This is a genomic window from Paenibacillus sp. FSL H7-0735, assembly GCF_038008505.1.
Lineage (GTDB): Bacteria > Bacillota > Bacilli > Paenibacillales > Paenibacillaceae > Paenibacillus_AQ > Paenibacillus_AQ odorifer.
The window spans coordinates 804,308-829,218 of sequence record NZ_JBBOZH010000002.1 but is presented as its reverse complement, the minus strand read 5'-3'; the positions used below and the strand labels follow the sequence as shown (position 1 = coordinate 829,218).

Sequence of the window (24,911 nt, the reverse complement as noted above, 5' to 3'; positions counted from 1 at the left end):
TATTATGGAACAGCAAGCGGTTTGGGCGATAGGCATTTTTCTGCTGATTTATGGACTTATTATTTCCGAAAAGATTCACCGTACCATTCTGGCGATGTTAGGAGCTATCGTCATGATAGCGATGGGCATTGTGGATCAGGAGACGGCACTGCAGCACATCGATTTTAATACTATAGGACTGCTTGTAGGGATGATGATGATTGTAGGGATTACCGCAGAGACGGGGCTCTTTAAATACGCAGCTGTGAAATCCGCTAAGTTGGCGAAGGGGAAGCCGAAAAGAATACTGATTGCTTTGTTTGTGATTACCGCAGTGGCTTCAGCCTTTTTGGATAATGTGACGACAGTGCTGCTTATGGTGCCAGTCACCTTCAGTATTACAAGACAACTGCGCATACATCCGCTGCCTTTTTTAATGTCACAAATTATCGCATCTAATGTAGGCGGAACGGCAACCTTGATCGGAGACCCGCCTAATATCATGATTGGCAGTGCTGTTAAGGAGCTGACCTTCATGGCTTTTATTAGCAATCTGACACCTGTGATTATCATCATTGTTTTGGCGTATATCCCGCTGCTGTTATTGATGTTCGGTAAACAAATTAAAACTACACCTGAATTGCAGCAGAGCATCATGGATATGGATGAGAAGGTTATGATTACGGATCATAAGCTGCTGCGAAAATGTCTGATCGTATTGGCAATTACGATTGCCGGGTTCTTTTTACATCAGGCGTTACATTTGGAGTCCGCTACAGTTGCACTGGCCGGTGCATTTTTACTGCTGCTGCTGACCGGAGGGGAACATATGCTGGAAAAAGCTTTTCACAGCGTGGAGTGGATTACGATCTTCTTTTTTATCGGACTGTTCGTGTTGGTGTCAGGGCTTGTAGAGACAGGTGTGATTGCAGAGCTGGCAGCAAAAGCGATTGAAATAACGAATGGTGATGTGCTGATGAGCTCAATGATGATTTTATGGGTCAGCGCCATTACCTCAGCATTTCTGGATAACATTCCTTTTGTAGCAACTATGATCCCTCTGATTCAGGAGATGGGCAATATGGGGATCAGTAATTTGGAGCCGTTATGGTGGAGTTTGGCCTTAGGGGCTTGTCTGGGTGGCAATGGCACATTGATTGGTGCGAGTGCTAATTTGATCGTAGCGGGTTTGGCAGGTAAAGAGGGGTACCCGATTACGTTCATGAAGTATTTGAAGGTCGGTTTTCCTTTGATGCTGTTGTCCATTGTGATCTCCAGCGTGTATTTATATTTAAGATATCTGATGTAAGCAGCGTTATTAAGAGCCGGGGGAGCGATATGCTTGAAGTGATATTTTGAAACGGCAGGTAGAAGTTGTGGAGGAAGTAGAAGGAGTAGAGGAAGTAGAGGAAGTAGAGGAAGTAGAGGAAGTAGAGGAAGTAGAGGAAGTAGTGGAAGAAGTGGAAGAAGATGCAGGAGTATAAGTAACAAGTGGAGGCAAAATGCAGATGTTGAAGCGGTGAACATATGTTGAAGTGACGGTGGGAGCATATAAGTGTATTTTGTACAGTTATAACTCATCGAATAAATTGTCCCCAAAAAATAGCTGTATTCAGTACACTTATTTTCATGATTTCCTCAGCTAAAGGTGATTTTTCTGGATTTTAATTGTATAGAATACAGTTATATTCAGGACACCCCCTTTTTTATACGAAATAAGTGTACAGAATGCAACTAAATCAAAGATTTGATCTAGATTCGGCGATATAAAATATACGGGGGGATCCGGAGGAGTTATTCCGAGGTTTACCCAAAGTCGACTTAACGCTACGCAATGCAGATAATCAAGCAGGCAGTGATTCTCCAATATCTGGAGGCTCACTGCCTGCTTGTTTTTTACATTAGAAAGGGCTGCTTAAGGAGTATGACTTCCAAAATACTGGTAACTTCCTTTGGGATATTGATTCCACTCGCCCTCAAGTGAATACTGCTGTGATCCAGTGTATATACCAGATTTACGGACAATAGTTCCACCTGTGGAGAGGAATTGCTGATTAGAGGTAGGGTCACCGAGAACATCTACGATTTGGCCGTTTTTCTTCAGTACTAATGCTGTAATATTATATGTTTTTGGATTATATAGACTCAGCTCATCATTGTAATAGGAGATATTCATTAAATCAAATGCGTCCCCAAAAGTAGAATCTATAAACATATAAGGCATTGCTACAGATACAGGAAATAGTGGCCGGGAATAAACCTGTTTGGTTTGAGTGGCTTTCATAAATTGGTGGACTTCAAGGGTGTAACCTTCTGCTTTTCCTGCGGGATTACCATTTCCTTTATAGTACAGCTCAACTGCGATTCTGCCGTCACCGCCGTCCAGATACTCTGAGAAGAATAGCTCGGAGGTACCCTGTGAAGCCACACTTATAGATAATACAACCGCTTTGCCATCAGAACCTACTATCCATACCGTTCCTGGACTTGTAGGACCATTCCATATAGCTCCATTCAGAGTTGCAGGTCCGCTCAATGAACCTGTGCTGCTTTCTGTATACACTTTAAATTGACTCTGATTAGGAATCAGCTTGGAAATATCGAAGGAAATATTGGACACACCTTGCTTGGTGGTTATTGGCACAAAGCCGTTGTTTACAAGCTGGGCTGTAATCAAGGTGAAAGTTGAGGTGGTTGAACCTCCTTTATTATCCATTGCTGTGAGGGTCACTAAACCACTAGCTGAACTATTAGCTGCCGGAGTTACCGTCAGAGTGTTGCCATTAAGGCTAAGTGTACCAGCATTTACGTTATCTATAGAAGCTGAATAAGTAAGCATGTCATTGTCTGGATCTTGAAAAAGCTGGGCCAGATCAAATATACGTGGTGCCGTGATACCTGGTGTTAAGAGTTGAGTAGTGATTCCAGATATCGCAATTGGTGGCTGATTAGACGTTACAGTGAATACAAAAGTAGAAGTGTTAACGCCACCTTGGCCGTCCATTGCTGTTATTGTAATCATGGCCGTACCTGAATTGACCGGCACAAGGTTGAGATGATTCCCATTTACAGATACAGTGGCAACGCTAGCGTCAGAGGATGCAGCTGCGAATGTAAGCGGGTCGCCGTCCGGATCAATGAACACATTACTGATGTCGACGTTTTGGACACCGTTTGTGATCAGAGCAGATATTGGATCAATATTATTTTGCGCGACTGGTGCATGGTTCACCGGAGTCGGCGCCGGAGTAGGCTCAGGAGTCAGCACCGGAGTAGGACTAGGAGTCACTACCGGAGTAGGACTAGGAGTCGCTACGGGAGTAGGCTCAGGAGTCGCCACCGGAGTAGGACTAGGAGTCGCTATCGGAGTAGGCTCAGGAGTCGCGACCGGAGTAGGGCTCGGAGTCGCGACTGGAGTAGGCTCAGGAGTCGCGACTGGAGTAGGCTCAGGAGTCGCGACTGGAGTAGGCTCAGGAGTCGCCACCGGAGTAGGACTAGGAGTCGCGACCGGAGTAGGACTAGGAGTGGCCACCGGAGTAGGCTCAGGAGTCGGTACCGGAGTAGGCTCAGGAGTCAGCACCGGAGTAGGACTAGGAGTCACTACCGGAGTAGGACTAGGAGTCGCGACCGGAGTAGGCTCAGGAGTCGCCACCGGAGTAGGACTAGGAGTCGCTATCGGAGTAGGCTCAGGAGTCGCGACCGGAGTAGGGCTCGGAGTCGCGACTGGAGTAGGACTAGGAGTCGCTACCGGGGTAGGGCTCGGAGTAGGCGCCGGAGTAGGACTAGGAGTGGCTACCGGAGTAGGGCTCGGAGTCAGCACCGGAGTCGGACTAGGAGTCGGTGCCGGAGTAGGCTCAGGAGTCGGATCGCTCACGGCGGCGTTAGCAGACGTGGACGAAGTATACGCAGGAGCAACGGCTCCAGATGTATTTTGAACCGTTTGGATATTATCTTGAATGGCTGTGTAATTTGTTATGAAATGTGAAGGCAGACTGTTGCCAGGCAACTGCAGATTTTGAATAGACAAGGAGGGATCGATGGTGATCTTAGCGCCGCCTTCAACTATTTTTAAGGTTTGCAGGGAACCGCTACCATGAATAGTAACTGGAGTTATAGAATCCACAATGATCTGCCCAATTTGGCCCTGAAAAGTTATACTCGAAACGCCATTTTTAATCTTCAAATCACCGGTAACATTGCCTTTAATAACAACATCATTTCCAGAAATATTGAGCAAAGAACCGGAGGGTAAGCCGGAGGTATTTAGTTGAACCCCTTTTTGTACAATTTCAAGCTCTTGCAAACCATCTACATGACGATTCAAGGAATTGAACTTAAGGACAGCTCCTCTTAAAGCATCATGGTTGTTATCACCCATTAATTCTTTGAGTTTACCTTCAATGAGGTAAGGCGTGCCATTGATCGTTACGAAATCCCCATCTATACTGTCGATCGTTGCAGTTTGTTGTTCTTCTTTAAAAATATTCAGCAGAAAAGAAGCCATATCCTGCCGCTGAACAGTACCTTTGGGGCTGAACATATCTTCGGGAGAGTCTATAAGTTTAAGGCGTAATGCGACATCGGTATACTCTTTTGCCCAATTGCTAATTGTGGATTCGTCCTTAATCTTGTTGGCTTGTCCGCCTTGCGCTCCAGTTCCGCGGATGGCACGTACAAATATAACTGCAAGCTCTTCTCTAGTTACAGGTCTGGATGGATTAAAATCACCTGTAAGATCACCCTCCATAAATCCTGCCTTTTTAACAGCCTCAATAGCGGACACACTCCAACTGGAATCAGATACGTCTCTAAAGGAAGAAGCGGAGTTTACTGAGGAATCTAGCTTTAAGGTCTTCGCTAAAATGGCTGCCAGCTCTTGGCGAGTCATTGTCGCAGTGGGTCTGAATTGTCCGTTGGGATCGCCTTTAAGCAAGCCTAGACGAGCAGCCTCGAGGATTGCGGCACTTTTCGTCTGTTGTATTTCGGTTAAATCGGAGAACGGTGGAGTGATTTCAGCTGCAGATGCATAGAGAGTACCACCGAACAAGGTGTTAAGGGCAACAAGTGTTGCTCCCCATTTTAATGATATGCTTTTCAAGCAAAAGCCCCTTCCTTAGAACCAATTTGTCATAAGCTTACTTCATTATATCGACGCAAAAGTGAGGTTTTTTAATACTTTCATCCTACTAAAAGTGATTTAATTCATTGCTTTTCTAACTTATGAACTAGAAAAAACTCCACTTCTGTTCCATAAAAGGGCTTGTTTTTTGTTGACAGCTTATAAAATCGATGATATTTTAAATATTATAATTCCAATTGATTTACTTTGAATAATGATTGCCGACTGTTCCTACAGAGGTATTGCGAATGTAAAAACGCAATGCCTCTGTTTTTTTGTCCATACAGATTAAAGGAGGGGTCAAGGTGGGAGAAGCGTTGCTGTCTATTTCGAACCTAAATAAACGTTTTGAGTCTGCCGGTGGTCATGTTCAAGCACTCCATAATGTAGATCTCCATGTACAGGAGGGCGAATTTATTACAGTCATCGGCCCCAGCGGCTGTGGAAAAAGTACACTATTACGCATCGTAGCCGGTCTGGATAGCGGGTACACTGGCAGCGTCACCCTGGAAGGGGCGGAGATTGGGGGTCCTGGGATCGATAAGGGTTTTATTTTTCAGGAGCATCGCCTCTTTCCCTGGCTTACCGTTGAGAAGAATATTGCCTCTGATTTACCGCTAGGGAACAAGGAAGTCAGGCGGAAGGTCGATGAATTGATTGATCTGGTGAAGCTAAATGGATTTGAGAAATCTTATCCCCGCGAGTTGTCGGGAGGGATGGCCCAGCGGGTAGCAATAGCTCGTGCACTTCTGCGCAATCCGAAAATACTGTTGCTGGACGAACCGTTTGGTGCACTGGATGCATTCACTCGGGCCCATATGCAGACGGTACTGCTGGACATTTGGCGGGCTAACCAAACAACCATGATTTTTGTAACGCATGATATTGATGAGGCTGTGTTCTTGGGTAATCGAGTAGTGATTCTAGAGCCGCGTCCCGGGAAAATACGTAAAATTGTACCGATAGATTTACCGTATCCACGGAAAAAAACAACGACCTCCTTTCAAGAGCTGCGTTTGAAGGTGTTGAATTATTTTGAAAAGGTAGATGAGCTAGAGCTTACAGACGGAGCCGGAATATAAAATAGGTCGACCATACCCATGGAGACTTTCGAAGACATTACTATTCGAGGGTCTCTTTCTGTTTATTTAAAGTGATTGTAAAGCTGAAAAAAGGTGGGTTCAAAGTATGACAAATCGGGCTGTAGCCATAAGAACTTCCGGAAGACCCGGAAAGGTGGCAACACTAGGACTTGGTCTTTTGCTGCCGGGCAGTGTGCTGATTCTGTGGCAGACGCTCGGGCATTATGGAATGATCTCGGAGATGCTGTTCCCTACGCCGTATACGATTGCGGAATCTTTTGTAACTTTAGCGGCTTCAGGCGATTTGTGGCCGAACTTTAGGATCAGCTTGGTCAGAGCCTTTTCTGGATTCCTGCTAGGTGGTGGACTGGGTCTGCTGTTAGGACTTCTCGTAGGCCTGTTCCGCAGATCGGAGAAGCTGTTAGATCCTTCCCTGCAAATGATCCGCATGATTCCCAGTCTGGCGGTAGTACCGCTGTTCATTTTATGGTTCGGGATCGGTGAGGAGTCGAAGGTGCTATTGATTGCTAAGGGAGCTTTTTTCCCACTTTATATTAATACGTTCATGGGAATTCGCGGCGTGGATAACAAGCTATTTGAAGTTTCCCGGGTACTTGGCTTCAGCCGGTTGAAGCAGATTGGCAGGTTAGTACTTCCAGCAGCGCTGCCGAACATTATTCTTGGAGTTCGTCTCTCTCTAGGGCTTTCTTGGCTGGGGTTAGTAGTGGCAGAGCTTATTGCATCTACCTCAGGCATTGGATACATGATGTCCGATGCGCGTCAATTCGCGGACACACCAGTGGTGTTCGTGGGAATTATTATTTTTGCCGTAGCTGGATTGTTGAGTGATTCCATTGTCCGTTACATTGAACGACGGTTGTTGAGATGGCAAGACAGTTATCGCGGATAACCTTGAACGCTCATTAAACAAAAGGGGGATGCACCATGAGCGATGGAGTAGAAGCTATTATCAAAAATACTAAAAGAGCCAGAGAAACGCTGGATAGCAGCGGCACAGCTCCTTTATCCAAGAAGACACCGAAGAAACCCGCAATACAAGTTGCATGGAAACCCTTGCTCTCTGATTGGGGAATGGGTGCAATTATCCCGGTGGTGACGTTAGTCCTTTGGCAGCTGGCAGGGAGTACGGGGCTGGTCTCAGCAACCTTTTTGCCGACTCCGCTTTCGATTGCAAGAGCTTTTACCGACTTGTTGGTTACTGGAGAGTTAACTCATCATCTGGGTGTCAGCATGGGTAGGGCGGGCATCGGATTTCTTATTGGAGGTGTGTTGGGTCTTCTATTCGGCGTACTGACTGGCTTGTTTCGCAGTGTAGAATATGTACTCGATCCTAGCGTACAAGTGCTTAGGCTTGTTCCCCATTTGGCTATAGCGCCGCTCATTATTCTCTGGTTCGGGTTTGGAGAGATATCTAAAGTTGTGATCATTATGACAGGCTCATTTTTTCCGCTCTATATTAATACGTTTATGGGCATCCGCAATGTGGACAATAAATTGTTCGAAGTAGCTCGGGTATTAGGATTCAGTCCTTATCAGAAGCTGCGCAGGCTTATACTCCCGGCGGCGCTGCCTGGAATTTTGTTAGGGCTAAGGTTGTCGCTGGCTGTAGCTTGGATTGGTTTGGTTGTAGCAGAGCTTATTGGATCACAGTCAGGTATTGGGTTTCTTATCAATGAGGCGAAGCAGAACTCTAATACGGAGGTTGTATTCGTAGGCATTATTATTTTCGCAATTGTCGGTAAGCTGATCGATTCCTTGTTCCGGATTATTGAACGAAAGTTCCTGTTCTGGCGCGATAGTTACGAAGGCTAAACAAACTGAGGAGGTCTTGAACATATGAGTGGATCGGTGAAAAAAGGATCGGTGAATTTGGTGGCAGACGTGCTCGTTATCGGAGGAGGTCCGGCAGGAACGTGGGCAGCCCTTACTGCATCGGCGAAGGGGGCCAAAGTAATCCTTGCAGATAAAGGGTACTGCGGTTCAAGTGGGGCAACGGCACCGTCGGGAACGGGGGTCTGGTATGTGAAACCGGATGAGAAGCTCCGGAAAGAGGCAAAAGCAAGTCGTTATGCGCTTGGCGGTCAGCTGGCTGAATCTCGCTGGATGGACCGGGTGCTGGATCAAACCTATGCCAATATGAACAAGCTGGGTGTTTCCGGTTATCCATTCCCTGTAGATGAGCAGGGCAATCAATTCCGAAGAAGTCTGCAAGGACCGGAATATATGAAATTAATGCGTAGGCTGGTGAAAAAGGCAGGCGTTAAAATTCTAGATCACAGCCCAGCTTTGGAACTCCTGGCGGATGAGCATGGCGTAGCTGGAGCGGCTGGAGTTCATACTCAGAGTGGAGAAACCTGGACTGTTCAGGCAGGAGCAGTCGTCATTGCTACCGGAGGCTGCGCCTTCCTAAGCAAGGCACTTGGCTGCAACGTGTTGACCGGAGATGGCTATCTCTTCGCTGCTGAGGCTGGGGCGAATCTGTCCGGCATGGAATTCTCCAATGCCTATGCGATCTGCCCTACGTTCTCTTCGGTGACCAAGACGGCGTATTACAGCTATGCCAGCTTTTATTATGAGGATGGAAGCATTGTGGAGGGAGCCGGTTCCAAGAAAGGCCGTTCTGTAATTGCCCGGAATCTGTTGGCAGGTAATCAGGTGTACGCCAAGCTGGATGGGGCACCAGAGGATTTAAGACCGCTGCTGCGGGTGGCGCAGACGAACTTTTTCCTTCCTTTTGACCGCCAGGGAATTGATCCGTTCAAGGATGCGTTTCCGGTTACTTTGCGGCTCGAAGGCACGGTTCGGGGGACGGGTGGCATCCATATTACAGATGAAAGCTGCGGCACAGGTGTTCCCGGACTTTACGCGGCAGGAGATGCTGCTACCCGCGAGCTGATTTGCGGAGGTTTTACTGGCGGAGGCAGCCATAATGCGGCGTGGGCGATGTCTTCAGGTTCTTTTGCTGGTGAAGGAGCTGCTGTCTATGCACAGAGTCTGGGGTCGCACGCTGCGCAGCGTAGTCCAGTCGGCTTATCATCATCACCACTGGTGCATCAGGAAGTGAAGCCGGGAGTGGCGGCCCAAACGGCAGAGTATGTGTCTGCTGTACAGGCTGAGGTGAAGCCGTATGACATCAATTTGTTCCGGACAGAACAAGGGCTGACTTCTGCACTAGATCGTCTCGATGGGTTGTGGAAAGAGCAACGAAGCCGCGAAATTCAACGCACGCCAGAAGGGGTCAAGGCACGTGAAGCCGAAGCCATGACCGCAACAGCCCGCTGGATGTACAATTCTGCACTTGCTCGTACAGAGACGAGAGGCATGCATAAGCGTGAGGATTTCAAGGCTACAGATCATGGCCAGCATCATCGTTTGATCAGCGGCGGATTAGATCAGGTATGGGTGAAGACGGAAGCCGTGGCTAAGGAGGGTGTTCTATCGTGATTGAGGTGATCAGCGCTGCCAGATGTGTAGAGTGCAACCAATGTGTATCTGTCTGCCCGACTAATGTTTTCGAACGGGTAGAGGATGGCATTCCTGTTATTGCCCGGCAGAGCGATTGCCAGACTTGCTTTATGTGTGAGCTGTATTGTCCTGTCGATGCTCTCTACGTTGCACCAGACTCTGAGAATATTATTGGTGTGACAGAAGCGGAACTTCAGGAGCAGGGACTACTTGGCGGTTATCGTGAAAAAGTAGGCTGGGGTAAGGGCAGGCAGCCGGTAGCAAGCCATGACTTTATGTATAAATTGGCGTCGAGGGCAGGGTTCTGAGCTTGATTAAGATTTAAATAAATAGCATAAACCTAGGGGGAGAAACAATGAAACAAGCGTACAGAAAGATTCAAGGGAAACGTTCAAGGAAGATTCGTTTTGCACTTTTAACTACAATTATGATGGCCATGCTGGTGCTTCAGGCTTGCGGAAATAATACGGGCGGCAATGGAGCATCTGCCTCCGGGGGATCAAATACGGAGAAGGCGGGAGAAGAGGCCACGAGCGATGTTCCAGCGGTATTGAACTTTGGGTTTATCGGTTCCAACAAACTGAATGTGCCTGGCGGCGCAGAGGGTTGGGGCTTTTATAAAGGGATTATTCAAGAAGAGTTGAAGAAATACGGCATTACTGAAGTGAAGCTTACTGGCTTTCCAAACGGTCCGGATCAGACAGAATCCTTGATTAGTGGTCGGCTGGATATCGGCAGCCTTGGAGATACACCTGCTATTATTGCCTACGCTTCTGGAGCCAAGACCCGTCTGATTTCACAATCTTCCGCGAACACGATCGGTTATTTGATCGGCAAGAAGGATGGGCCCAAGACGGTGAAAGATTTGCAAGGTAAGACTATCGCAATTCAAAAGGGCTCCTTCATGCACCGCTATGTTGTTGGATTACTACAGGAAGAAGGAGTAACCGACTACAAACTCGTGCATATGCTCATTCCTGATGCTACCGCAGCTTTAGCCCGTGGAGATATAGATGCTACAACAAATCTAGGCGTTCCTGCGCTGAAGCTGATTGACCAAGGCTACACTCACTTAGATGATGCCTCGAAGCACCCGAATCTGCTTGGTTCTAGCGCAACAGTTGTGTCTGAGGATTATCTGGCGAAATTCCCTGATTTTCCGAAGGCATGGAACGAAGCTAGAGAGAAGGCCTTGGCAGACTTGAAGCAGCATGAGGATGAGTATTATCAATTTCTGGCTGAAATCGGAGATACAACGCCTGAGCTGGCGAAGCAAGTGAATCCGATTAGTGATATCAAGGATACTGCGTTCACTGATGAAGGAATAAAGCTGCTGGAAGGTACCAAAAACTTCCTCGTCGAAGAGAAGTTAGCGAAAAAAGACTTCAATATTAGCGATTGGCAGTTGAAATAAAGTTGCTTAAAGGCTGCTTTAATTGAACTTAAGATTCTTCTATAAAGGTAATTGAGTGACTGCGGTGAATGTTTGGATTTTCGGCCGCCACTCCGCCACTCCTCCCTTTAGTGATTTTTAAGTTCAACTAACTCAGCTAATGGTGTAGGAGGAAAAAAGATGTCGCAGCTTAAGAAGGAAATGACAGTGGATGTCCTCGTGCTTGGCGGAGGTCCTGCTGGGGCGTGGTCGGCATGGAGTGCAGCCTCGCAAGGTGCAAAGGTAGTCCTGGCGGATAAGGGCTACTTGGGCACAAGTGGCGCAACTGCACCGGGTGGAACAACGTTGCTCGTTATCCCTCCCATTGCCGAGCTGCGGGAGCAGGCAGTGCAGGCCAGACTTAAGGCCGGCGGATATTTATCGGAGAATGCCTGGATTCACCGGGTGCTGGATCAGGTAGAGCAGAACCTGGCTCAAGTGGAGCAGTGGGGGTATCCGTTTCCGAAGGATGAAGAAGGAAACTCACTGCGTACCCATCTCCATGGACCAGAATATATGCGGATTATGCGAAAAGTTGTGCGCAAAGCAGGGGTCACAATTCTTGATCAGTCACCAGCGCTGGAACTTCTTCACGATGAACACGGTGTCGGTGGAGCGCGTGGGATCAACCGCCTGACAGGAGAGTCCTGGGAAGTGAAGGCTAATGCCGTTGTGATGGCTACCGGAGGTTGTGCTTTTCTCAGCAAAGGCCTTGGTTGCAACGTGCTGACAGGGGAAGGATTGTTGATGTCCGCAGAGGTGGGAGCTGATCTTTCGGGCATGGAATTCAGCCGCCAATATGCGCCAAGCTTTGCGGACGGAACCGTAACACGTGGCCGCATGCTGGCTTGGGCCACCCTTTATGATGCGGACGGTCATCCGTTGCATAGAGGGGATCGGACCTTTGGCAGCATTCCTGAGCTGATGCTGAAGGGTCCGGTTTACGCTTCGCTGGATCTGGCGGACACCGCGGAGAAACAGGATTTTCTTCGCAAAGCGCATCCGATTTTCTTTATGCCGCTGGAGCGGGCGGGAATTGATGCGTTTAAGCAGAAATTCCCGCTCACCCTGCGCTATGAGGGCACGATGCGCGGCACTGGGGGTCTGCGCTTGAGCGGCACGGATTGCCAGACGACCGTGCCCGGACTCTATGCGGCCGGAGATGCCGCATCTCGCGAGAAAGTGACCGGCGCCATCTCCGGCGGCGGGGCTTATAACGCTTCCTGGGCCATGTGCAGCGGAAGCTGGGCTGGGCAGGGAGCCGCGCAGCATGCGCTGTCCTGCCGAGGACAGGCGAACAGCCGCAAGCTGACCGCAGCGGGACGCTACGGGCTGGAGGCTGGCGCCGATGCCTCGGAAACGCTGGAGGTGAAGCCGCTAATCGCGGCAATCCAGCGTGAAATCTTGCCGCTGCAGATCAATTATTTCCGCAGCGAGCCGGGCATTTCTTCAGCCTTGAAGCGGCTGAATGCCTTGATGCCCTATTTGAACGGGCAGGCTCCTGCCAGCGTTCAGGGCATCGTGCAATCGCGTGAAGCCGCGGCTATGCTCGCGGTCGGCAGGTGGATGTACACCGCGGCACTCGCCCGGAAAGAGACCCGCGGACTGCAAAAGCTAGCGGAATATCCGGAGCTTGATCCGCGCCAGACTCACCGGCTAATCTTATCCGGTATTCAACATATAAGCATCAGTACAGAGGCTGTGCCCCATGCTCATGAACTGAATGCGCTGAAGGAGGGGCAAGCGATATGATCGAATTAATCAGCTTGGAGCGTTGTGTTGGTTGTAAGCTGTGTACGAAAGTATGTCCGACGAACGTATTCGAAATGCAGGGGAAGATTCCGGTCATTGCCCGTCAGGAAGATTGCCAGACCTGTTTCATGTGTGAAGCTTATTGTCCTGTAGATGCTTTATACGTGGCACCACAGGCGGATCAGCTGATCGGTGTAAATGAGGAGGCGTTAATCCAGTCAGGCGCGTTGGGAAGCTGGCGTGCTGAAATCGGCTGGGGACCAGGTGCGAATGGCTCGATGGCGGAGAGGGATACGACTCCTTATTTTGAAGTGTTTACCGAGCAGTACCGTACATGAATAAGCAGAGGCTTAAACCCAAAAAATCCGCCCGAAAGCTAGGCGGATTTTTCATATATTAGAAACTTACAGCAGGGCTTCGATAGCTGGTTCAATATCCAGCGGGTCCACCGTAGATTCGAATCTAGTGACAACATTGCCTTCGCGATCAATCAGGAATTTAGTGAAGTTCCACTTGATTTCGTCATTGTTCAGAGCCTCTGGATCTTTGTCTTCAAGCATGCTTTGCAGCAGCTTTCCTGAAGAATGGTTGATATCGAACCCTTCAAATCCAGCCTGTTCTGTTAGGTAGGTGAAAAGAGGGTGTTTAGCTTCGCCTTTTACGTCAACCTTTTCAAAGAGTGGGAAGGTTACCCCGTAATTAATTTGGCAAAATACATTAACCTCTTCATTGCTGCCGGGTTCTTGCTCTCCAAATTGATTGGAAGGAAAGCCGAGAATTTGGAGGCCACGTTCCTCGTACCGCTCATAAAGCTTTTGCAGATCTGAATATTGGTGGGTAAATCCGCACTTACTTGCTGTGTTCACTATCAGTAGTACTTTACCTTTGTATTGCTCTAGCTCGATATCTTTTCCCCGAATACTGCGTGCTGAATATTGATAAATGCTCATGGCTGCTACATCCCTTCAGTTAAGTTATCTATGCTTTTTGAAAAAGAACAGGAAATATTTATAATAATTAAATTGTAAACAATTCAATTATCGCTGTCAAACAATACAGCTTGAAGGAATTGGAACCGTAATTGCCAGGTTGGAATAGGATAGATAATGGGTATGGATCAGTCAAAAAAATTTATTGCGTTAAAGCTACTCTGCGTTCCATTATTATCTTGCATCGGGAACGTTTTTTGATTAAGATAGCAGAAACCAGCGCAAAAGCCGCGCTGACATAGATAAGGACTATGACGAAGAGAGTAAGCATTATAGCGGATCTTAACAGGGAAGGCGTGCCGGAGACTGAGAGCACCCTCATGAGACGATTAATGCCGAAGTTCACTTCCGAGTCGGCCCCTGAAGTAGTTTGTCACAGGTTGTGGCAGGTATGAGTAGGGAGGCCCGCGCCCCGCGTTACCGGGTGAAAGACAGAATTAATTCTTAGTCAGGGGAACATGAGATTCTATTCCTTTGTGCTAGTATTCGGGTTAATTCTAAATAAGGGTGGTACCACGGCTCCTCGTCCCTTGCGACGGGGGGCCTTTTTGCGTTCCAAATTATAACAAAAAGAGGGAGTGGAAGGGTAATGAGTAACGTGGAATTGGATGTTCTTAGAGGTCGTCTGGATGAAATTAATGGGCAATTGCTGGAGCTGATCTCCGAGCGGGCTAAGATTGTTCAGGAGATTGGAGTAGTTAAAGAAAAACAAGGTGTCCCTAAATTTGATCCGGAACGGGAAAAACAGATGCTGGATAAGCTCGTAGCGAGCAACAAAGGCCCTTTCACTAACGGGACGATCCGTAGCCTCTTCAAACAAATTTTCTCAGCTTCTCTGGACTTACAAACAGATGATCATAAAAAAACTTTACTGGTAGCCCGCAAGAGCCACAAAGAGGATACAGTGATTGTTCTGCCGGGAGATGTAACGGTTGGCGGTGCTTCTTCACTGATGGTAGCCGGTCCTTGCTCCGTGGAAAGTGAACTGCAGACTCGCACCGTAGCTGCTGCCCTGCAAAAAGCCGGAGTACGTGTAATGCGTGGCGGTGCCTTCAAGCCTCGGACTTCACCTTATGATTTCCAAGGGCTGGGAATGGACGGTTTAAGAATATTACGAGAAGCAGCAAATGAATATGGACTGCTGACCATCAGCGAAATTGTAGATCCAAGACATATTGAAGAGTCGCTTGATTATGTGGATATCATCCAGATCGGTGCACGTAATATGCATAATTTCGAGCTGCTAAAAGCGGTCGGAGAAGTCGACAAGCCGGTGCTGCTGAAACGTGGATTGGCTGCCACACTCGATGAATTCATCCATGCAGCGGAATACATCATGTCTCGTGGAAACACACAGATCATGCTGATTGAACGTGGAATTCGCACCTATGAAAAAGCGACCCGCAACACGCTTGATATCTCAGCAGTGCCAATTCTCAAACAGGAATGCCATTTGCCAGTATTGGTTGATGTAACTCACTCGACAGGCCGCAAAGACATCCTTATTCCATGTGCGAAAGCCGCACTCGCAGCTGGAGCTGACGGCATTATGGTGGAAGTGCATCCTGATCCTGCAACCGCATTGTCTGATGCCGCTCAGCAGCTGAACATTGATGAATTCAACACCTTCTTTAATGAAGTGAAAGCTTCCGGATTGTACCGGTAATCTAGAAATATAGAATTTGCATGATATTTTAAGGATTCGCTAGAAAATGAGGTGTATAAGCGCTTACAAGTCTAACTAATCTTTTTGTGAAGGTTAAGGTGGGTCGAGTACAATAAGCAACATTAGCGTTGCACCGGCCCCGGGTCTTTTCTGACAAAAGATCCACACATTTTAATAGTCACAGGAGGAAAATAGATTTTGAAGCAGCTTACCTTAAATAATGGGTGGTTTTCTAACACTCGAACCGATATTTTATCGGGGATGACCGTAGCCGTTGCGCTGATTCCTGAAGCGATCGCTTTTTCGATCCTGGCGGGAGTAAGTCCGATGGTTGGTTTATATGCCTCTTTTTGTATTGCGATTGTAACGGCACTTGCCGGGGGCAGACCCGGAATGATCTCGGCGGCTACGGGAGCTATGGCTCTGTTAGTCGGAAGTCTCGTACTAGAACACGGAATAGAGTATCTGTTCGCGGCAACTGTACTGGCTGGTGTGTTTCAGATATTGATGGGGATGCTAAAGCTGGGGCGGTTTATCACGTTTTTGCCACAGCCGGTCATGACAGGGTTTGTCAACGCGCTGGCGATACTGATTTTTATGGCACAGCTTACCCATTTTAAAGGACAAGGCTGGGTGATGTACGGACTGGTAGCTCTGACCTTGCTTATTATCTACATGGTTCCTCGGTTTACCAAAGCCGTACCTTCAGCACTTGTAGCGATCGTTATCGTTTCTGTTCTTAGCATCGCTCTTCATCTGGACGTAAGAACCGTAGGCGATATGGGGAATATTACAGCAACTTTGCCACTATTCCATCTCCCGCAAATCCCGTTCACGCTGGATACTCTGCTTATTATTTTGCCATATTCACTTTCACTGGCCGTAGTTGGGCTATTGGAATCCCTGATGACTGCCACCTTAATAGACGATATTACGGGCACAGGTAGTGATAAGAACAGAGAGGCGAAGGGACAGGGGCTTGCGAATGTAGTCACTGGTTTTTTCGGAGGGATGGCAGGCTGTGCGATGATTGGCCAATCGATGGTTAACATGAAGTCAGGAGGACGCACGCGTCTGTCCACGTTTGTGTCAGGAATCTTTTTATTATTCCTAATTATCGTACTTGGCGATGTGGTGAAGCAGATCCCGATGGGCGCGCTCGTCGGCGTAATGATAATGGTCTGTATCAGCACCTTTGAATGGAGCTCACTCAAAACTTTAACCCGTGTTCCGCTAAGCGATGCGCTGGTTATGATTGTGACGGTGGTCACCGTGGTGGTTACAGACAACCTTTCTATTGGGGTTTTGTTTGGGGTTCTGCTAAGTGCTTTAACGTTTGCTTGGAAAATAGCTTCGATCCGCCTAACTGTTCAGGAAGCAACCTCTTCCAAGACATATGCGGTTTCCGGCCAGCTGTTCTTCGGCACGACAAGCCACTTCATTCATGAATTCGCATACGAAAGCGATCCGGATCATATTATTATCGATTTTTTACACTCCCATGTGTGGGACCAATCCGCTGTCCATGCCATAGCGAAGACGATGAGCAAATACGCCGAGCATGGCAAAAAAGTCACCATTACAGGACTTAATGACCAGAGCTCACAGCTGGTTCAGCGGGTGGGATTATCATTACAGTAGGACATACAAAAAAATAACGGATACCCTCAAAAAAGATTGCGCTATGTGCGTGATCTTTTTTTTATAGCAGATATTAACTGAAAGAAAAGGCCAGCAAGGTTTTACTTTGGATTTAAAATAATATAAAGTATAAAGTGGATAATGTTTATCCGCTTTATACGCGGACGGTATTATCTACAGTTTGAATCAAGCTATTTACGTAAATCGAGGTGCTGTACATGCATATGAAAACAGGGGTAGAACAGTCGGTATATGCACTGGTTCTACTCAACATGCTGCCGGATAAGGCGGTGTTGTCTGGGGAAGCGATTAGCCAGCAGCTCGGAGCATCGGCGACCTATTTTCAGAAACTGTTAAGAAAGCTGGTAACCGCAGACATCATCACGTCTGTTCCTGGCATTAAAGGCGGTTTTAAATTAAAGAAAAGCCCTGAAGATATTCGTGTATATGACGTTTACCTCGCGGTGGAAGGCCAGCAGTCGCTGTATTCATCGAATGGGATTCTGGTAGACATGTTGGATTTAGAAAAAGAAGACAGCTGCTGCCTGTTATCGAATCTGATGGAAGAAGCTGAATCCTCTTGGAAAGCTGTATTAAAGCGAGAGACTATTGCTTCGTTGTCGGAGGAAATGCGTGCTGAACGCTTTAAAGATAAGATTGCAGTCTTAGAGGAATGGGTCAGCAATAAAATGGTCATCTAACCAAAGAAGGGATGTATTCGCATGAGATTAAGCGTATTGGATCAGGCACCCGTGACAAGCGGTAACACAGCGGAAGGTGCCCTGAATAAAGCAGAAGAACTGGCTATTTTAGCAGATGAGCTGGGATATAGCAGAATGTGGATGGCAGAGCACCATGGCGGAAATACTTTTGCTAGCTCAGCTCCGGAAGTAACGGCTGCCCGTTTAGCCGCCAAGACCAACCGTATTCGAATCGGCACCGGCGGTGTAATGATGATGCATTATTCTCCTCTTAAGCTGGCGGAAGTATTTAAAACGTTAAGTGCTTTTTCCCCGGGGAGAATTGATTTCGGTGTGGGACGAGCTCCTGGTGGCGATACAAGCGCCATGTACGCTTTATCTGAAGGCCGTGAGTTAATGCTGCATAATATGTATGACAAGCTTGGCATTACCATGCAACTGCTTAGTGATCAGATTCCGGAAGATGAGCTATATGCCAAAAATCTCGCTGCTCCAACGAAGGTGGCGCTCCCTGAAGTATGGTTGTTAGGCTCGAGCGGCAATAGTGCGCGAAAAGCTGCACAAATGGGAGTCGGATACTCCTTCGCACAATTTTTTAATGGTGCGATGAGTAATGAGATCTTGGACCATTACCGGAATAACTACCAGCCTTCTATCTTTATGGACAAACCAGAGATCAGTGTATCCTATATGGTGACCACAGCAGAAACGAAGGAAGAAGCTGAGTATGAAGCGTTACCGCAGGATATTTTTCGGTTGATGATGAGTAAGGGCCGGATTACTCAGGTGCTGACACCAGAAGAAGCTCAGAACATTTCGTTATCGGAAATTGACCGGATGTCAATCAAGGAAGGGCGCAAGATTCATTTGGTTGGTGCGGTTAAAGACATCGCCGTACGTTTGCAAGAAGAACAAGCACAATATGGATTCCAAGAAGCAATGATATGCAGCATCCCACATTCGCAGGAGAAACGGCTAGAGGTTTACCGACTACTGGCGCGTGAACTGCTAGGCTCTTGATTCTGGATAGCTAACCTTAACCCGCATTTGATGCGGGTTTTTTGTATGCTAATTTAGCTTTTGATCGGCGCATCCCCTCAAAAGACAATAAATTAACCCTACCGCCTCCTAAAAGTAACATTTGAATGCCTAACTTCATCTATGATTAATGAAAGATTTAATTTTAAAAAGAGGTAGGAAGTGATCAAGGATGTTTCCTTTACATAAATCCGTTACGCTGACAGCCTTGTTTCTAATGAATCTGCTGGCAGGTTGCCAACATCAGGTGGACCCATCCTCCCTTCAATCGGCTAACGACTACCACACCTCAAGACCGAAGCCAACGGACACCGCTGCAAATCTCATTAAGCTAGAGTGGAAGCTGGAGGATACAATCCCCGTAGTCTCTCAACTAATTGCTCCACCTACAGGCGCTACTTTGATTACAGAGAAGAAGCTGGAAGATTTCGGAGGAGTCAAAGTGAGTGTGTATACGATGGCTAGTGACGAAGACTATGTGTATGCCAGAACTTCTACTTCCAAAGGGCAATACAGTCTAGGGGCGATAGGAACTTATAATTATCGTCAACCGGAGGATATCAAGGTAGAAGTAGTGCGGCTGTTTAGCGAAAAGGTGTTGAAAATCACTGGAGGACTAGGAGCAAATAACTCGCTCAGTAACTATTATTTAATCGACGAGAGCGGTAACCCCTCGGGTTTGCTGCAAATTGATACCGGACATTCCAGAGAGCTGGATGTTGATCAGGATGGATCTTTTGAGGGTGTAGCCGCACATGGAAATCCGATGAGTGCCTACATTTACCGCTGGAATGTTGATCACGCTGAGATAACTTTCGTTAATGATGCTTTAAAGGCGGACTCCGTGGTGCTAACGGATGAAGGAATATATGAAGCTTCTAATATCGGGGACAAGCAGAGCAAAAAATTCCGGTTGACCGTAGAAGGACTGATCCCAGAGCGGTAACGCCATGACCACTGCTGTTGAAATATTTCCTGCGACCATTTACCCTAAACCTCCGTATAGACGGTTAAGCTTGAATGATTATCCATAATCTAGGAGGGGTATTGGATGAATATGCAAATGAATCCGAAATTGAAACAGCTGCGTCCGGGAAAAATAGTCAGCGGTATTGCAGCGGTGCTCATTGTATTGTTGATCGGCGCGAACTCTTTTGTATCTGTGGAATATGGGCATGTAGGTTTATACAAAACCTTTGGCAAATTAAATGACAATACATTGTCACCCGGCATTCATTTTAAAATCCCTTTTATTCAGACAGTGATTCAGGTCAATACACAGGTAACGAAGGCGGAGACCGATACTTCAGCCTCTTCAAAGGATCTTCAGCCTGTGTCCACACATGTGGCGGTGAACTATTCCGTAAATAAGGCTTCGGCCTTTAATCTGATGAACAATATCGGAGGTAATTTTGATAGTGTAATTATCAATCCGGCTATTCAAGAAATCGTTAAAGAAGTGACAGCCAAATATCCAGCAGAGGATTTGATTACGCGTCGTGATGTGGTGTCGAGTGAGATTAGTGAGCACTTAACCGCTAGGCTGGCAAAATATGACCTGATCGTCAACGATATTAACATCGTTAACTTTAAATTCTCGGAGGCGTTTAACCAGTCGATTGAAGCAAAGCAGGTTGCCCAGCAGCAGGCGCTGAAGGCGGAAAATGATCTCCGGCGGATTGAAATTGAAGCGAAGCAAAAAATCGCCCAGGCGCAAGCAGAGGCCGAATCTTTAAGACTTAAGAAGCAAGAGGTTACACCTGAGCTGGTGCAGCTGAAGCAAATTGAGGTTCAGGAGAAAGCGCTGGAAAAATGGAACGGCGTGCTGCCATCTGTAACAGGGGGAGCCACACCTTTTGTGGATGTTCAATCCCTGACTAAATAATTCATTATTGGGTTTCTGATTTATTTCACAATTTGCTTTATGCCAATAGCGGCTCGAACGCCAAGATGCCTCCTATTTACCTTATGTAATTCCGGGATTGGCTATACGGACACTCCCTAGTTTATCAACAACTGCTCCTCTGATAGGAAAGCCCTACTTCTATAGAAGTAGGGCTTTTTATACTATTAATATTGATAAAGCATCGTAGGAATTTGCCAGCCAGCGCCAACTGACCAAAAGAAGACATAATCGCCACGTTTGATTCGTCCGTCCTCGACTCCGCGTTGAAAGGCGATAAAAGGACTGCTTGTGGCTGTATAGCCGAACTCGTCGCCTACATAAATGAACTTCTCTGCGGTTAGTCCGAGTCCGATTTGGATGAGCTCGATATTTTTCAGTGAGAATTGTGAAAGACAGAATGCAGAGATATCGTCCGTAGTCAGACCGTTGCGTGAGAGAAGCTCTTTCATATCCGCTATAGCTGCGTCTACACACACAGTACCGTCAAAAGGGGTCCACCGTATCCGAATCTGCTCTGGGGTCATACCCTCTTGATAAATATTCGACAGGCCGCAGGCCGGGAACATAATATTCTCGGAGCCCTCAGAATCGGTGTAATAAAGGGAATCTATGAAGCCTGCATGCTCGTTGCTGCGCTCCAGAATCACTGCTGCTGCGGCGTCCCCAAAGTTAGGGTAAGTAATTTCATCATCTGTATTGCAGTTCACTGAACTGTAGTCGCTTCCTACGACGAGTGCGTACCTGATGCTGGGATTGGCTTGCATATAACGACTTGTCTGCTCCACGGCAGATACCATTCCTGCGCAGTTAGCATTGGAATCCTGCGTAATGGTCCGGTGTTTACCTTGAAGCATACGGTGTAGTAGAAGTGCATTGGTAGGATAGGTGTACTCTGGCGTCTGTGAAGCGAACATGATCATGTCCATATCCTCACCTTGCAAATTCGCTTCGCTAAGCACTTTTTGGGCAGCCTTTAATCCCATCGTCAGGGCATTTTCACCCTGTTCTTTTACGATGTATCTCCGGTCGCGACCCATGACTTCTAGGAATCGTTTGATGTCCTTGCCCATACTCTGAAAATGCTTCAGATAATATTCGTTATCTACGATATGCTCTGGGTGGTAATAAGCAGCTTGGCGAATCGCTATATGTCCCAAGTGGCGCCTCCTATGCTTCAATAATTTCGTAATTTTCTAATTTCGTTGCCCGTGCCACTCGGCTTAATTGCATTTTTAGGACAGGGCTTTTGGCAATAATAAAGGTTACTTTTTTAAATCCGGATTGTTTATACAGTATGTAGCATTGCTCAAGCATGGGAAGTGTGTCCTTTGAGGATACATTCAATGTCTTGCAATCTAGGATGATCTCATATTGTTTGGGGTCGAATGCACTTATGATTTGGTTGTACTCATTAATGAAACGTCCTGCATCTTCTGGCGACATAGTTCCTTCGACTTGTACATTCAGTTTTTGATCTGCAGCATTTGTGGCGAAATTGAAGTTTCCCATTTTTGATTAATCTCCTCCTAAGTATTATCTAAGAAAAATTTTGATGAATAGGATAAAAAAACCTATTTATCTAAGACTATTATCGTATTTTTAATTGGGAAAGTTTAGGGGATTAAACCTTTATTTTTTTAAAAAGATAATTTAGGGAATGATAAACTACTTAAAATCCATAAAATCTGCACAAATTAAGGTTTGAGGTAGGCATGCTCACCCTGTTTGCTTTGCAAAGCAGAGTTCTATTGGTATGATTACAGAGATGAAAAAAACTACTATCCAAATCATGGAGGAATAATAAAAATGAGCGAAATTACACTATCGGGGATTATTGATCATACACTGCTTAAAGCAGATGCACGGAAAGAAGACATTATTAAATTGGCGGAGGAAGCTAAAACTTATAAGTTTGCTTCTGTCTGCGTAAACCCTGCTTGGGTAGCTACTGCCCATGAAGTGCTGAAAGATACGCCTAAGGTTAAAGTATGTACAGTTATCGGCTTCCCGCTGGGATCATCGACAACAGAGAGCAAAGCATTCGAGACTACCGATGCTATCGCTAAAGGTGCTGGCGAGGTGGACATGGTCATCAATATCGGAGCATTAAAAGATGGCAACGATGAGCTGGTTAAACGTGATATTGCAGCCGTTGTAGATGCAGCTCGTGGCAAAGCACTGACAAAAGTCATCATTGAGGCTTGTCTGTTAACGGAAGAAGAAAAAGTTCGTGCCTGCAAGCTATCTGTTGAGGCTGGAGCAGATTACGTAAAAACATCCACTGGATTCTCTACAGGCGGGGCAACGAAAGAAGATATCGCGCTTATGCGTGCTACAGTTGGACCTAATATCGGTGTAAAAGCTTCCGGTGGTGTACGTAGTGCAGAAGATGCACATGTAATGGTACAAGCAGGTGCAAGCCGTATTGGAACTAGTGGTGGTGTAGCGATTGCTAAAGGCGAAACAAGCCAAAGCAATTACTAAGCCGAGGGGCTGAATCGGAAGCGGCGAGTGAGGAGGACAAGCTCAATCGCCGCTGTCCTGATTCAAGCTATTAACCGATCAGTTTGATTAGGAATTGTGTTTTATACATAAGGTTGAGGTTTTTATTAATTTATATTGAAAGCGTTATCCAGTAGATAGAGGACACTAGCAGAAGCATTTGACCAAAGTACAATAATTCACACCGGAATAATGAGATTTTTTTCTTTTCAAATGATGTGGTTTGTGAGAGAATGAGTACAATTCAAAATTGTTAATCATTTCTATACTTAATTATAGGGGAGGAAATACCTATGTCAGAAGATCGCAAGCTGTCGTTTGAAACTTTGGCTGTCCATGCAGGCCAGGAAATTGATCCAACTACTTTCTCACGTGCTGTTCCGCTTTATCAGACCACTTCCTACGGGTTCCGTGATGCTGATCATGCAGCGGATCTGTTCGCGCTAAAAGAATTCGGTAATATTTATACTCGGCTGATGAACCCAACTACGGATGTATTTGAACAGCGCGTGGCGGCACTTGAAGGTGGGGCAGGTGCGCTTGCTACAGCTTCCGGGGCAGCGGCTATTTCCTTTTCCATTCTAAATATTGCGGGCGCTGGGGATGAAATTGTATCTGCTGCAAGCCTGTATGGCGGAACTTATAATCTTTTCTCGACAACACTGCCTAAGCTTGGTATTAAGGTTCATTTCGTAGATTCGGATAATCCTGAGAACTTCCGTGCTGCGATTACGGATAAGACCAAAGCTTTGTATGCAGAAACAATCGGCAATCCACAGGGAAATGTTCTGGATATTGCGGCAGTTGCAGCGATTGCCCATGAACATGGGATTCCTCTCATCGTAGACAATACGTTCCCAAGTCCATATTTATTGCGTCCGATTGAGCATGGCGCGGACATTGTTGTCCATTCAGCAACCAAATTCATCGGTGGACATGGTACATCCATTGGTGGGATTATTGTTGACGGTGGTAAATTTGATTGGAAGGCAAGCGGTAAATTCCCAGGTCTTACGGAGCCAGATCCAAGCTATCATGGAGTGGTTTATACGGAAGCGGTGGGCCCGATTGCTTATATTATTAAAGCCCGCGTTCAATTGCTTCGCGATTTAGGGGCGGCGATTTCTCCGTTCAACTCTTGGATGCTGCTGCAAGGTCTGGAGACTCTTCATTTGCGGATGGAACGTCATAGCCAGAATGCGCTGAAGGTAGCACAATATTTGGAGGCACACTCCGATGTGGAATGGGTAAGTTATTCGGGACTTCCTACGCATCCATCTCATGAATTAGCGCAAAAGTATTTGCCTAAAGGCCAAGGAGCGATCCTAACTTTCGGTATTAAAGGTGGAAGTGCTGCGGGACGTAAATTGATTGAGAATGTGAAGCTGTTCTCTCATTTAGCGAATGTGGGTGATTCCAAGTCATTGATCATCCACCCAGCAAGCACAACACATGCACAACTGTCGGATGAAGAGCAAATCACAGCCGGAGTAACGCCGGAATTGCTGCGTTTGTCGATCGGGACGGAATCCATTGATGATATTATCTATGATCTGGAGCAAGCTATTGCAGCCAGTCAACAATAGAAGTTTATATTTCGAAAAGCATTACCGCTCTG

The 24,911-nt window shown here is 46.8% G+C and carries 22 protein-coding genes; 18 read left to right on the top strand and 4 right to left on the bottom strand.

Translation table 11 applies throughout. The features are described from left to right. Positions 1 to 4: 4 nt before the first annotated feature. Complete coding sequence (locus NSS82_RS31250) at positions 5 to 1,288, top strand: ArsB/NhaD family transporter (RefSeq protein ID WP_036680299.1); 1,284 nt, start codon at positions 5 to 7, stop codon at positions 1,286 to 1,288. A gap of 46 nt (positions 1,289 to 1,334) precedes the next feature. Next, positions 1,335 to 1,463 (top strand): hypothetical protein, encoded by a 129-nt coding sequence (locus tag NSS82_RS31245; RefSeq protein ID WP_256718578.1) that lies wholly within the window; start codon positions 1,335 to 1,337, stop codon positions 1,461 to 1,463. A gap of 431 nt (positions 1,464 to 1,894) precedes the next feature. Here NSS82_RS31245 and NSS82_RS31240 read toward each other — a convergent pair whose 3' ends face one another. Continuing rightward, positions 1,895 to 5,077 (bottom strand): S-layer homology domain-containing protein, encoded by a 3,183-nt coding sequence (locus NSS82_RS31240; protein ID WP_340961241.1) that lies wholly within the window; start codon positions 5,075 to 5,077, stop codon positions 1,895 to 1,897. 326 nt (positions 5,078 to 5,403) lie between these two features. Here NSS82_RS31240 and NSS82_RS31235 point away from each other — a divergent pair, with 326 nt between their 5' ends. The 8 genes from NSS82_RS31235 to NSS82_RS31200 all read left to right on the top strand — a co-directional run bounded on the left by NSS82_RS31235 (position 5,404) and on the right by NSS82_RS31200 (position 13,188). After that, positions 5,404 to 6,180 carry an ABC transporter ATP-binding protein gene (locus NSS82_RS31235; protein WP_036680296.1) on the top strand — a complete coding sequence of 259 codons (777 nt, stop codon included), beginning with the start codon at positions 5,404 to 5,406 and terminating at the stop codon, positions 6,178 to 6,180. A 106-nt stretch (positions 6,181 to 6,286) separates the two neighbouring features. Beyond that, a complete protein-coding gene (locus NSS82_RS31230; protein WP_038573373.1) occupies positions 6,287 to 7,090 on the top strand; it encodes an ABC transporter permease in 804 nt (267 codons plus the stop codon). A 35-nt stretch (positions 7,091 to 7,125) separates the two neighbouring features. Next, entirely contained in the window at positions 7,126 to 8,013 is an 888-nt protein-coding gene (locus NSS82_RS31225) for an ABC transporter permease (protein ID WP_036680293.1), read from the top strand. Between the two features lie 24 nt (positions 8,014 to 8,037). Further along, entirely contained in the window at positions 8,038 to 9,645 is a 1,608-nt protein-coding gene (locus NSS82_RS31220; protein WP_036680291.1) for an FAD-dependent oxidoreductase, read from the top strand. After that, positions 9,642 to 9,974 carry a 4Fe-4S dicluster domain-containing protein gene (locus NSS82_RS31215; RefSeq protein ID WP_036680289.1) on the top strand — a complete coding sequence of 111 codons (333 nt, stop codon included), beginning with the start codon at positions 9,642 to 9,644 and terminating at the stop codon, positions 9,972 to 9,974. The genes NSS82_RS31220 and NSS82_RS31215 overlap by 4 nt, the downstream gene beginning before the upstream one ends. Before the next feature lie 47 nt (positions 9,975 to 10,021). After that, positions 10,022 to 11,080: an ABC transporter substrate-binding protein gene (locus NSS82_RS31210; RefSeq protein ID WP_076273145.1), complete on the top strand. Its 1,059-nt coding sequence runs from the start codon at positions 10,022 to 10,024 to the stop codon at positions 11,078 to 11,080. Positions 11,081 to 11,239: 159 nt separating this feature from the next. After that, the gene (locus tag NSS82_RS31205; protein WP_038573370.1) at positions 11,240 to 12,850 is read left to right on the top strand and encodes an FAD-binding protein; all 1,611 of its coding nucleotides are present in this window, start codon (positions 11,240 to 11,242) and stop codon (positions 12,848 to 12,850) included. Then, positions 12,847 to 13,188 (top strand): 4Fe-4S binding protein, encoded by a 342-nt coding sequence (locus NSS82_RS31200; protein WP_036680283.1) that lies wholly within the window; start codon positions 12,847 to 12,849, stop codon positions 13,186 to 13,188. The genes NSS82_RS31205 and NSS82_RS31200 overlap by 4 nt, the downstream gene beginning before the upstream one ends. A 66-nt stretch (positions 13,189 to 13,254) precedes the next feature. Here the strand turns inward: NSS82_RS31200 and NSS82_RS31195 are convergent, their stop codons facing one another. Continuing rightward, positions 13,255 to 13,800: a glutathione peroxidase gene (locus tag NSS82_RS31195; RefSeq protein ID WP_038573366.1), complete on the bottom strand. Its 546-nt coding sequence runs from the start codon at positions 13,798 to 13,800 to the stop codon at positions 13,255 to 13,257. A 628-nt stretch (positions 13,801 to 14,428) separates the two neighbouring features. On the opposite strand from NSS82_RS31195, the gene NSS82_RS31190 reads away from it, so the two are divergent. From NSS82_RS31190 to NSS82_RS31165, 6 genes are all read left to right on the top strand, one after another. Further along, positions 14,429 to 15,505, top strand: a complete 1,077-nt coding sequence (locus NSS82_RS31190) for a bifunctional 3-deoxy-7-phosphoheptulonate synthase/chorismate mutase (RefSeq protein ID WP_036680279.1) — start codon at positions 14,429 to 14,431, stop codon at positions 15,503 to 15,505. Positions 15,506 to 15,700: 195 nt separating this feature from the next. Continuing rightward, positions 15,701 to 17,146: a SulP family inorganic anion transporter gene (locus NSS82_RS31185; protein WP_038573365.1), complete on the top strand. Its 1,446-nt coding sequence runs from the start codon at positions 15,701 to 15,703 to the stop codon at positions 17,144 to 17,146. Between the two features lie 218 nt (positions 17,147 to 17,364). Next, positions 17,365 to 17,847 carry an RrF2 family transcriptional regulator gene (locus NSS82_RS31180; RefSeq protein ID WP_038573363.1) on the top strand — a complete coding sequence of 161 codons (483 nt, stop codon included), beginning with the start codon at positions 17,365 to 17,367 and terminating at the stop codon, positions 17,845 to 17,847. Positions 17,848 to 17,868: 21 nt separating this feature from the next. Further along, the gene (locus NSS82_RS31175; protein ID WP_038573362.1) at positions 17,869 to 18,867 is read left to right on the top strand and encodes an LLM class flavin-dependent oxidoreductase; all 999 of its coding nucleotides are present in this window, start codon (positions 17,869 to 17,871) and stop codon (positions 18,865 to 18,867) included. Between the two features lie 190 nt (positions 18,868 to 19,057). Next, positions 19,058 to 19,831, top strand: coding sequence for a hypothetical protein (locus tag NSS82_RS31170; RefSeq protein WP_038573360.1), 774 nt, complete (start codon positions 19,058 to 19,060; stop codon positions 19,829 to 19,831). A gap of 105 nt (positions 19,832 to 19,936) precedes the next feature. Further along, positions 19,937 to 20,770, top strand: coding sequence for a prohibitin family protein (locus NSS82_RS31165; RefSeq protein ID WP_036680268.1), 834 nt, complete (start codon positions 19,937 to 19,939; stop codon positions 20,768 to 20,770). A 185-nt stretch (positions 20,771 to 20,955) separates the two neighbouring features. Here the strand turns inward: NSS82_RS31165 and NSS82_RS31160 are convergent, their stop codons facing one another. Together NSS82_RS31160 and NSS82_RS31155 are read right to left on the bottom strand one after the other, a co-directional pair. Then, a complete protein-coding gene (locus tag NSS82_RS31160; RefSeq protein WP_076137015.1) occupies positions 20,956 to 21,948 on the bottom strand; it encodes a ketoacyl-ACP synthase III in 993 nt (330 codons plus the stop codon). Between the two features lie 10 nt (positions 21,949 to 21,958). Beyond that, positions 21,959 to 22,300, bottom strand: coding sequence for a hypothetical protein (locus NSS82_RS31155; RefSeq protein WP_076099934.1), 342 nt, complete (start codon positions 22,298 to 22,300; stop codon positions 21,959 to 21,961). 297 nt (positions 22,301 to 22,597) lie between these two features. Here NSS82_RS31155 and deoC point away from each other — a divergent pair, with 297 nt between their 5' ends. After that, positions 22,598 to 23,275, top strand: coding sequence for a deoxyribose-phosphate aldolase (gene deoC / locus NSS82_RS31150; protein ID WP_076273146.1), 678 nt, complete (start codon positions 22,598 to 22,600; stop codon positions 23,273 to 23,275). A 311-nt stretch (positions 23,276 to 23,586) separates the two neighbouring features. After that, the gene (locus NSS82_RS31145; RefSeq protein ID WP_036680260.1) at positions 23,587 to 24,879 is read left to right on the top strand and encodes a homocysteine synthase; all 1,293 of its coding nucleotides are present in this window, start codon (positions 23,587 to 23,589) and stop codon (positions 24,877 to 24,879) included. Positions 24,880 to 24,911 lie beyond the last annotated feature (32 nt).

Excerpts from the sequence above, each read along its gene's own strand:
- NSS82_RS31145 (WP_036680260.1), top strand. The coding sequence starts at position 23,587 with ATGTCAGAAGATCGCAAGCTGTCGTTTGAAACTTTGGCTGTCCATGCA.
- NSS82_RS31170 (WP_038573360.1), top strand. The coding sequence starts at position 19,058 with ATGTTTCCTTTACATAAATCCGTTACGCTGACAGCCTTGTTTCTAATG.
- NSS82_RS31175 (WP_038573362.1), top strand. The coding sequence starts at position 17,869 with ATGAGATTAAGCGTATTGGATCAGGCACCCGTGACAAGCGGTAACACA.
- NSS82_RS31165 (WP_036680268.1), top strand. The coding sequence starts at position 19,937 with ATGAATATGCAAATGAATCCGAAATTGAAACAGCTGCGTCCGGGAAAA.
- NSS82_RS31180 (WP_038573363.1), top strand. The coding sequence starts at position 17,365 with ATGCATATGAAAACAGGGGTAGAACAGTCGGTATATGCACTGGTTCTA.
- NSS82_RS31250 (WP_036680299.1), top strand. The coding sequence starts at position 5 with ATGGAACAGCAAGCGGTTTGGGCGATAGGCATTTTTCTGCTGATTTAT.
- deoC (WP_076273146.1), top strand. The coding sequence starts at position 22,598 with ATGAGCGAAATTACACTATCGGGGATTATTGATCATACACTGCTTAAA.
- NSS82_RS31155 (WP_076099934.1), bottom strand. The coding sequence starts at position 22,300 with ATGGGAAACTTCAATTTCGCCACAAATGCTGCAGATCAAAAACTGAAT.
- NSS82_RS31195 (WP_038573366.1), bottom strand. The coding sequence starts at position 13,800 with ATGAGCATTTATCAATATTCAGCACGCAGTATTCGGGGAAAAGATATC.
- NSS82_RS31220 (WP_036680291.1), top strand. The coding sequence starts at position 8,038 with ATGAGTGGATCGGTGAAAAAAGGATCGGTGAATTTGGTGGCAGACGTG.
- NSS82_RS31230 (WP_038573373.1), top strand. The coding sequence starts at position 6,287 with ATGACAAATCGGGCTGTAGCCATAAGAACTTCCGGAAGACCCGGAAAG.
- NSS82_RS31210 (WP_076273145.1), top strand. The coding sequence starts at position 10,022 with ATGAAACAAGCGTACAGAAAGATTCAAGGGAAACGTTCAAGGAAGATT.
- NSS82_RS31190 (WP_036680279.1), top strand. The coding sequence starts at position 14,429 with ATGAGTAACGTGGAATTGGATGTTCTTAGAGGTCGTCTGGATGAAATT.
- NSS82_RS31205 (WP_038573370.1), top strand. The coding sequence starts at position 11,240 with ATGTCGCAGCTTAAGAAGGAAATGACAGTGGATGTCCTCGTGCTTGGC.
- NSS82_RS31200 (WP_036680283.1), top strand. The coding sequence starts at position 12,847 with ATGATCGAATTAATCAGCTTGGAGCGTTGTGTTGGTTGTAAGCTGTGT.
- NSS82_RS31225 (WP_036680293.1), top strand. The coding sequence starts at position 7,126 with ATGAGCGATGGAGTAGAAGCTATTATCAAAAATACTAAAAGAGCCAGA.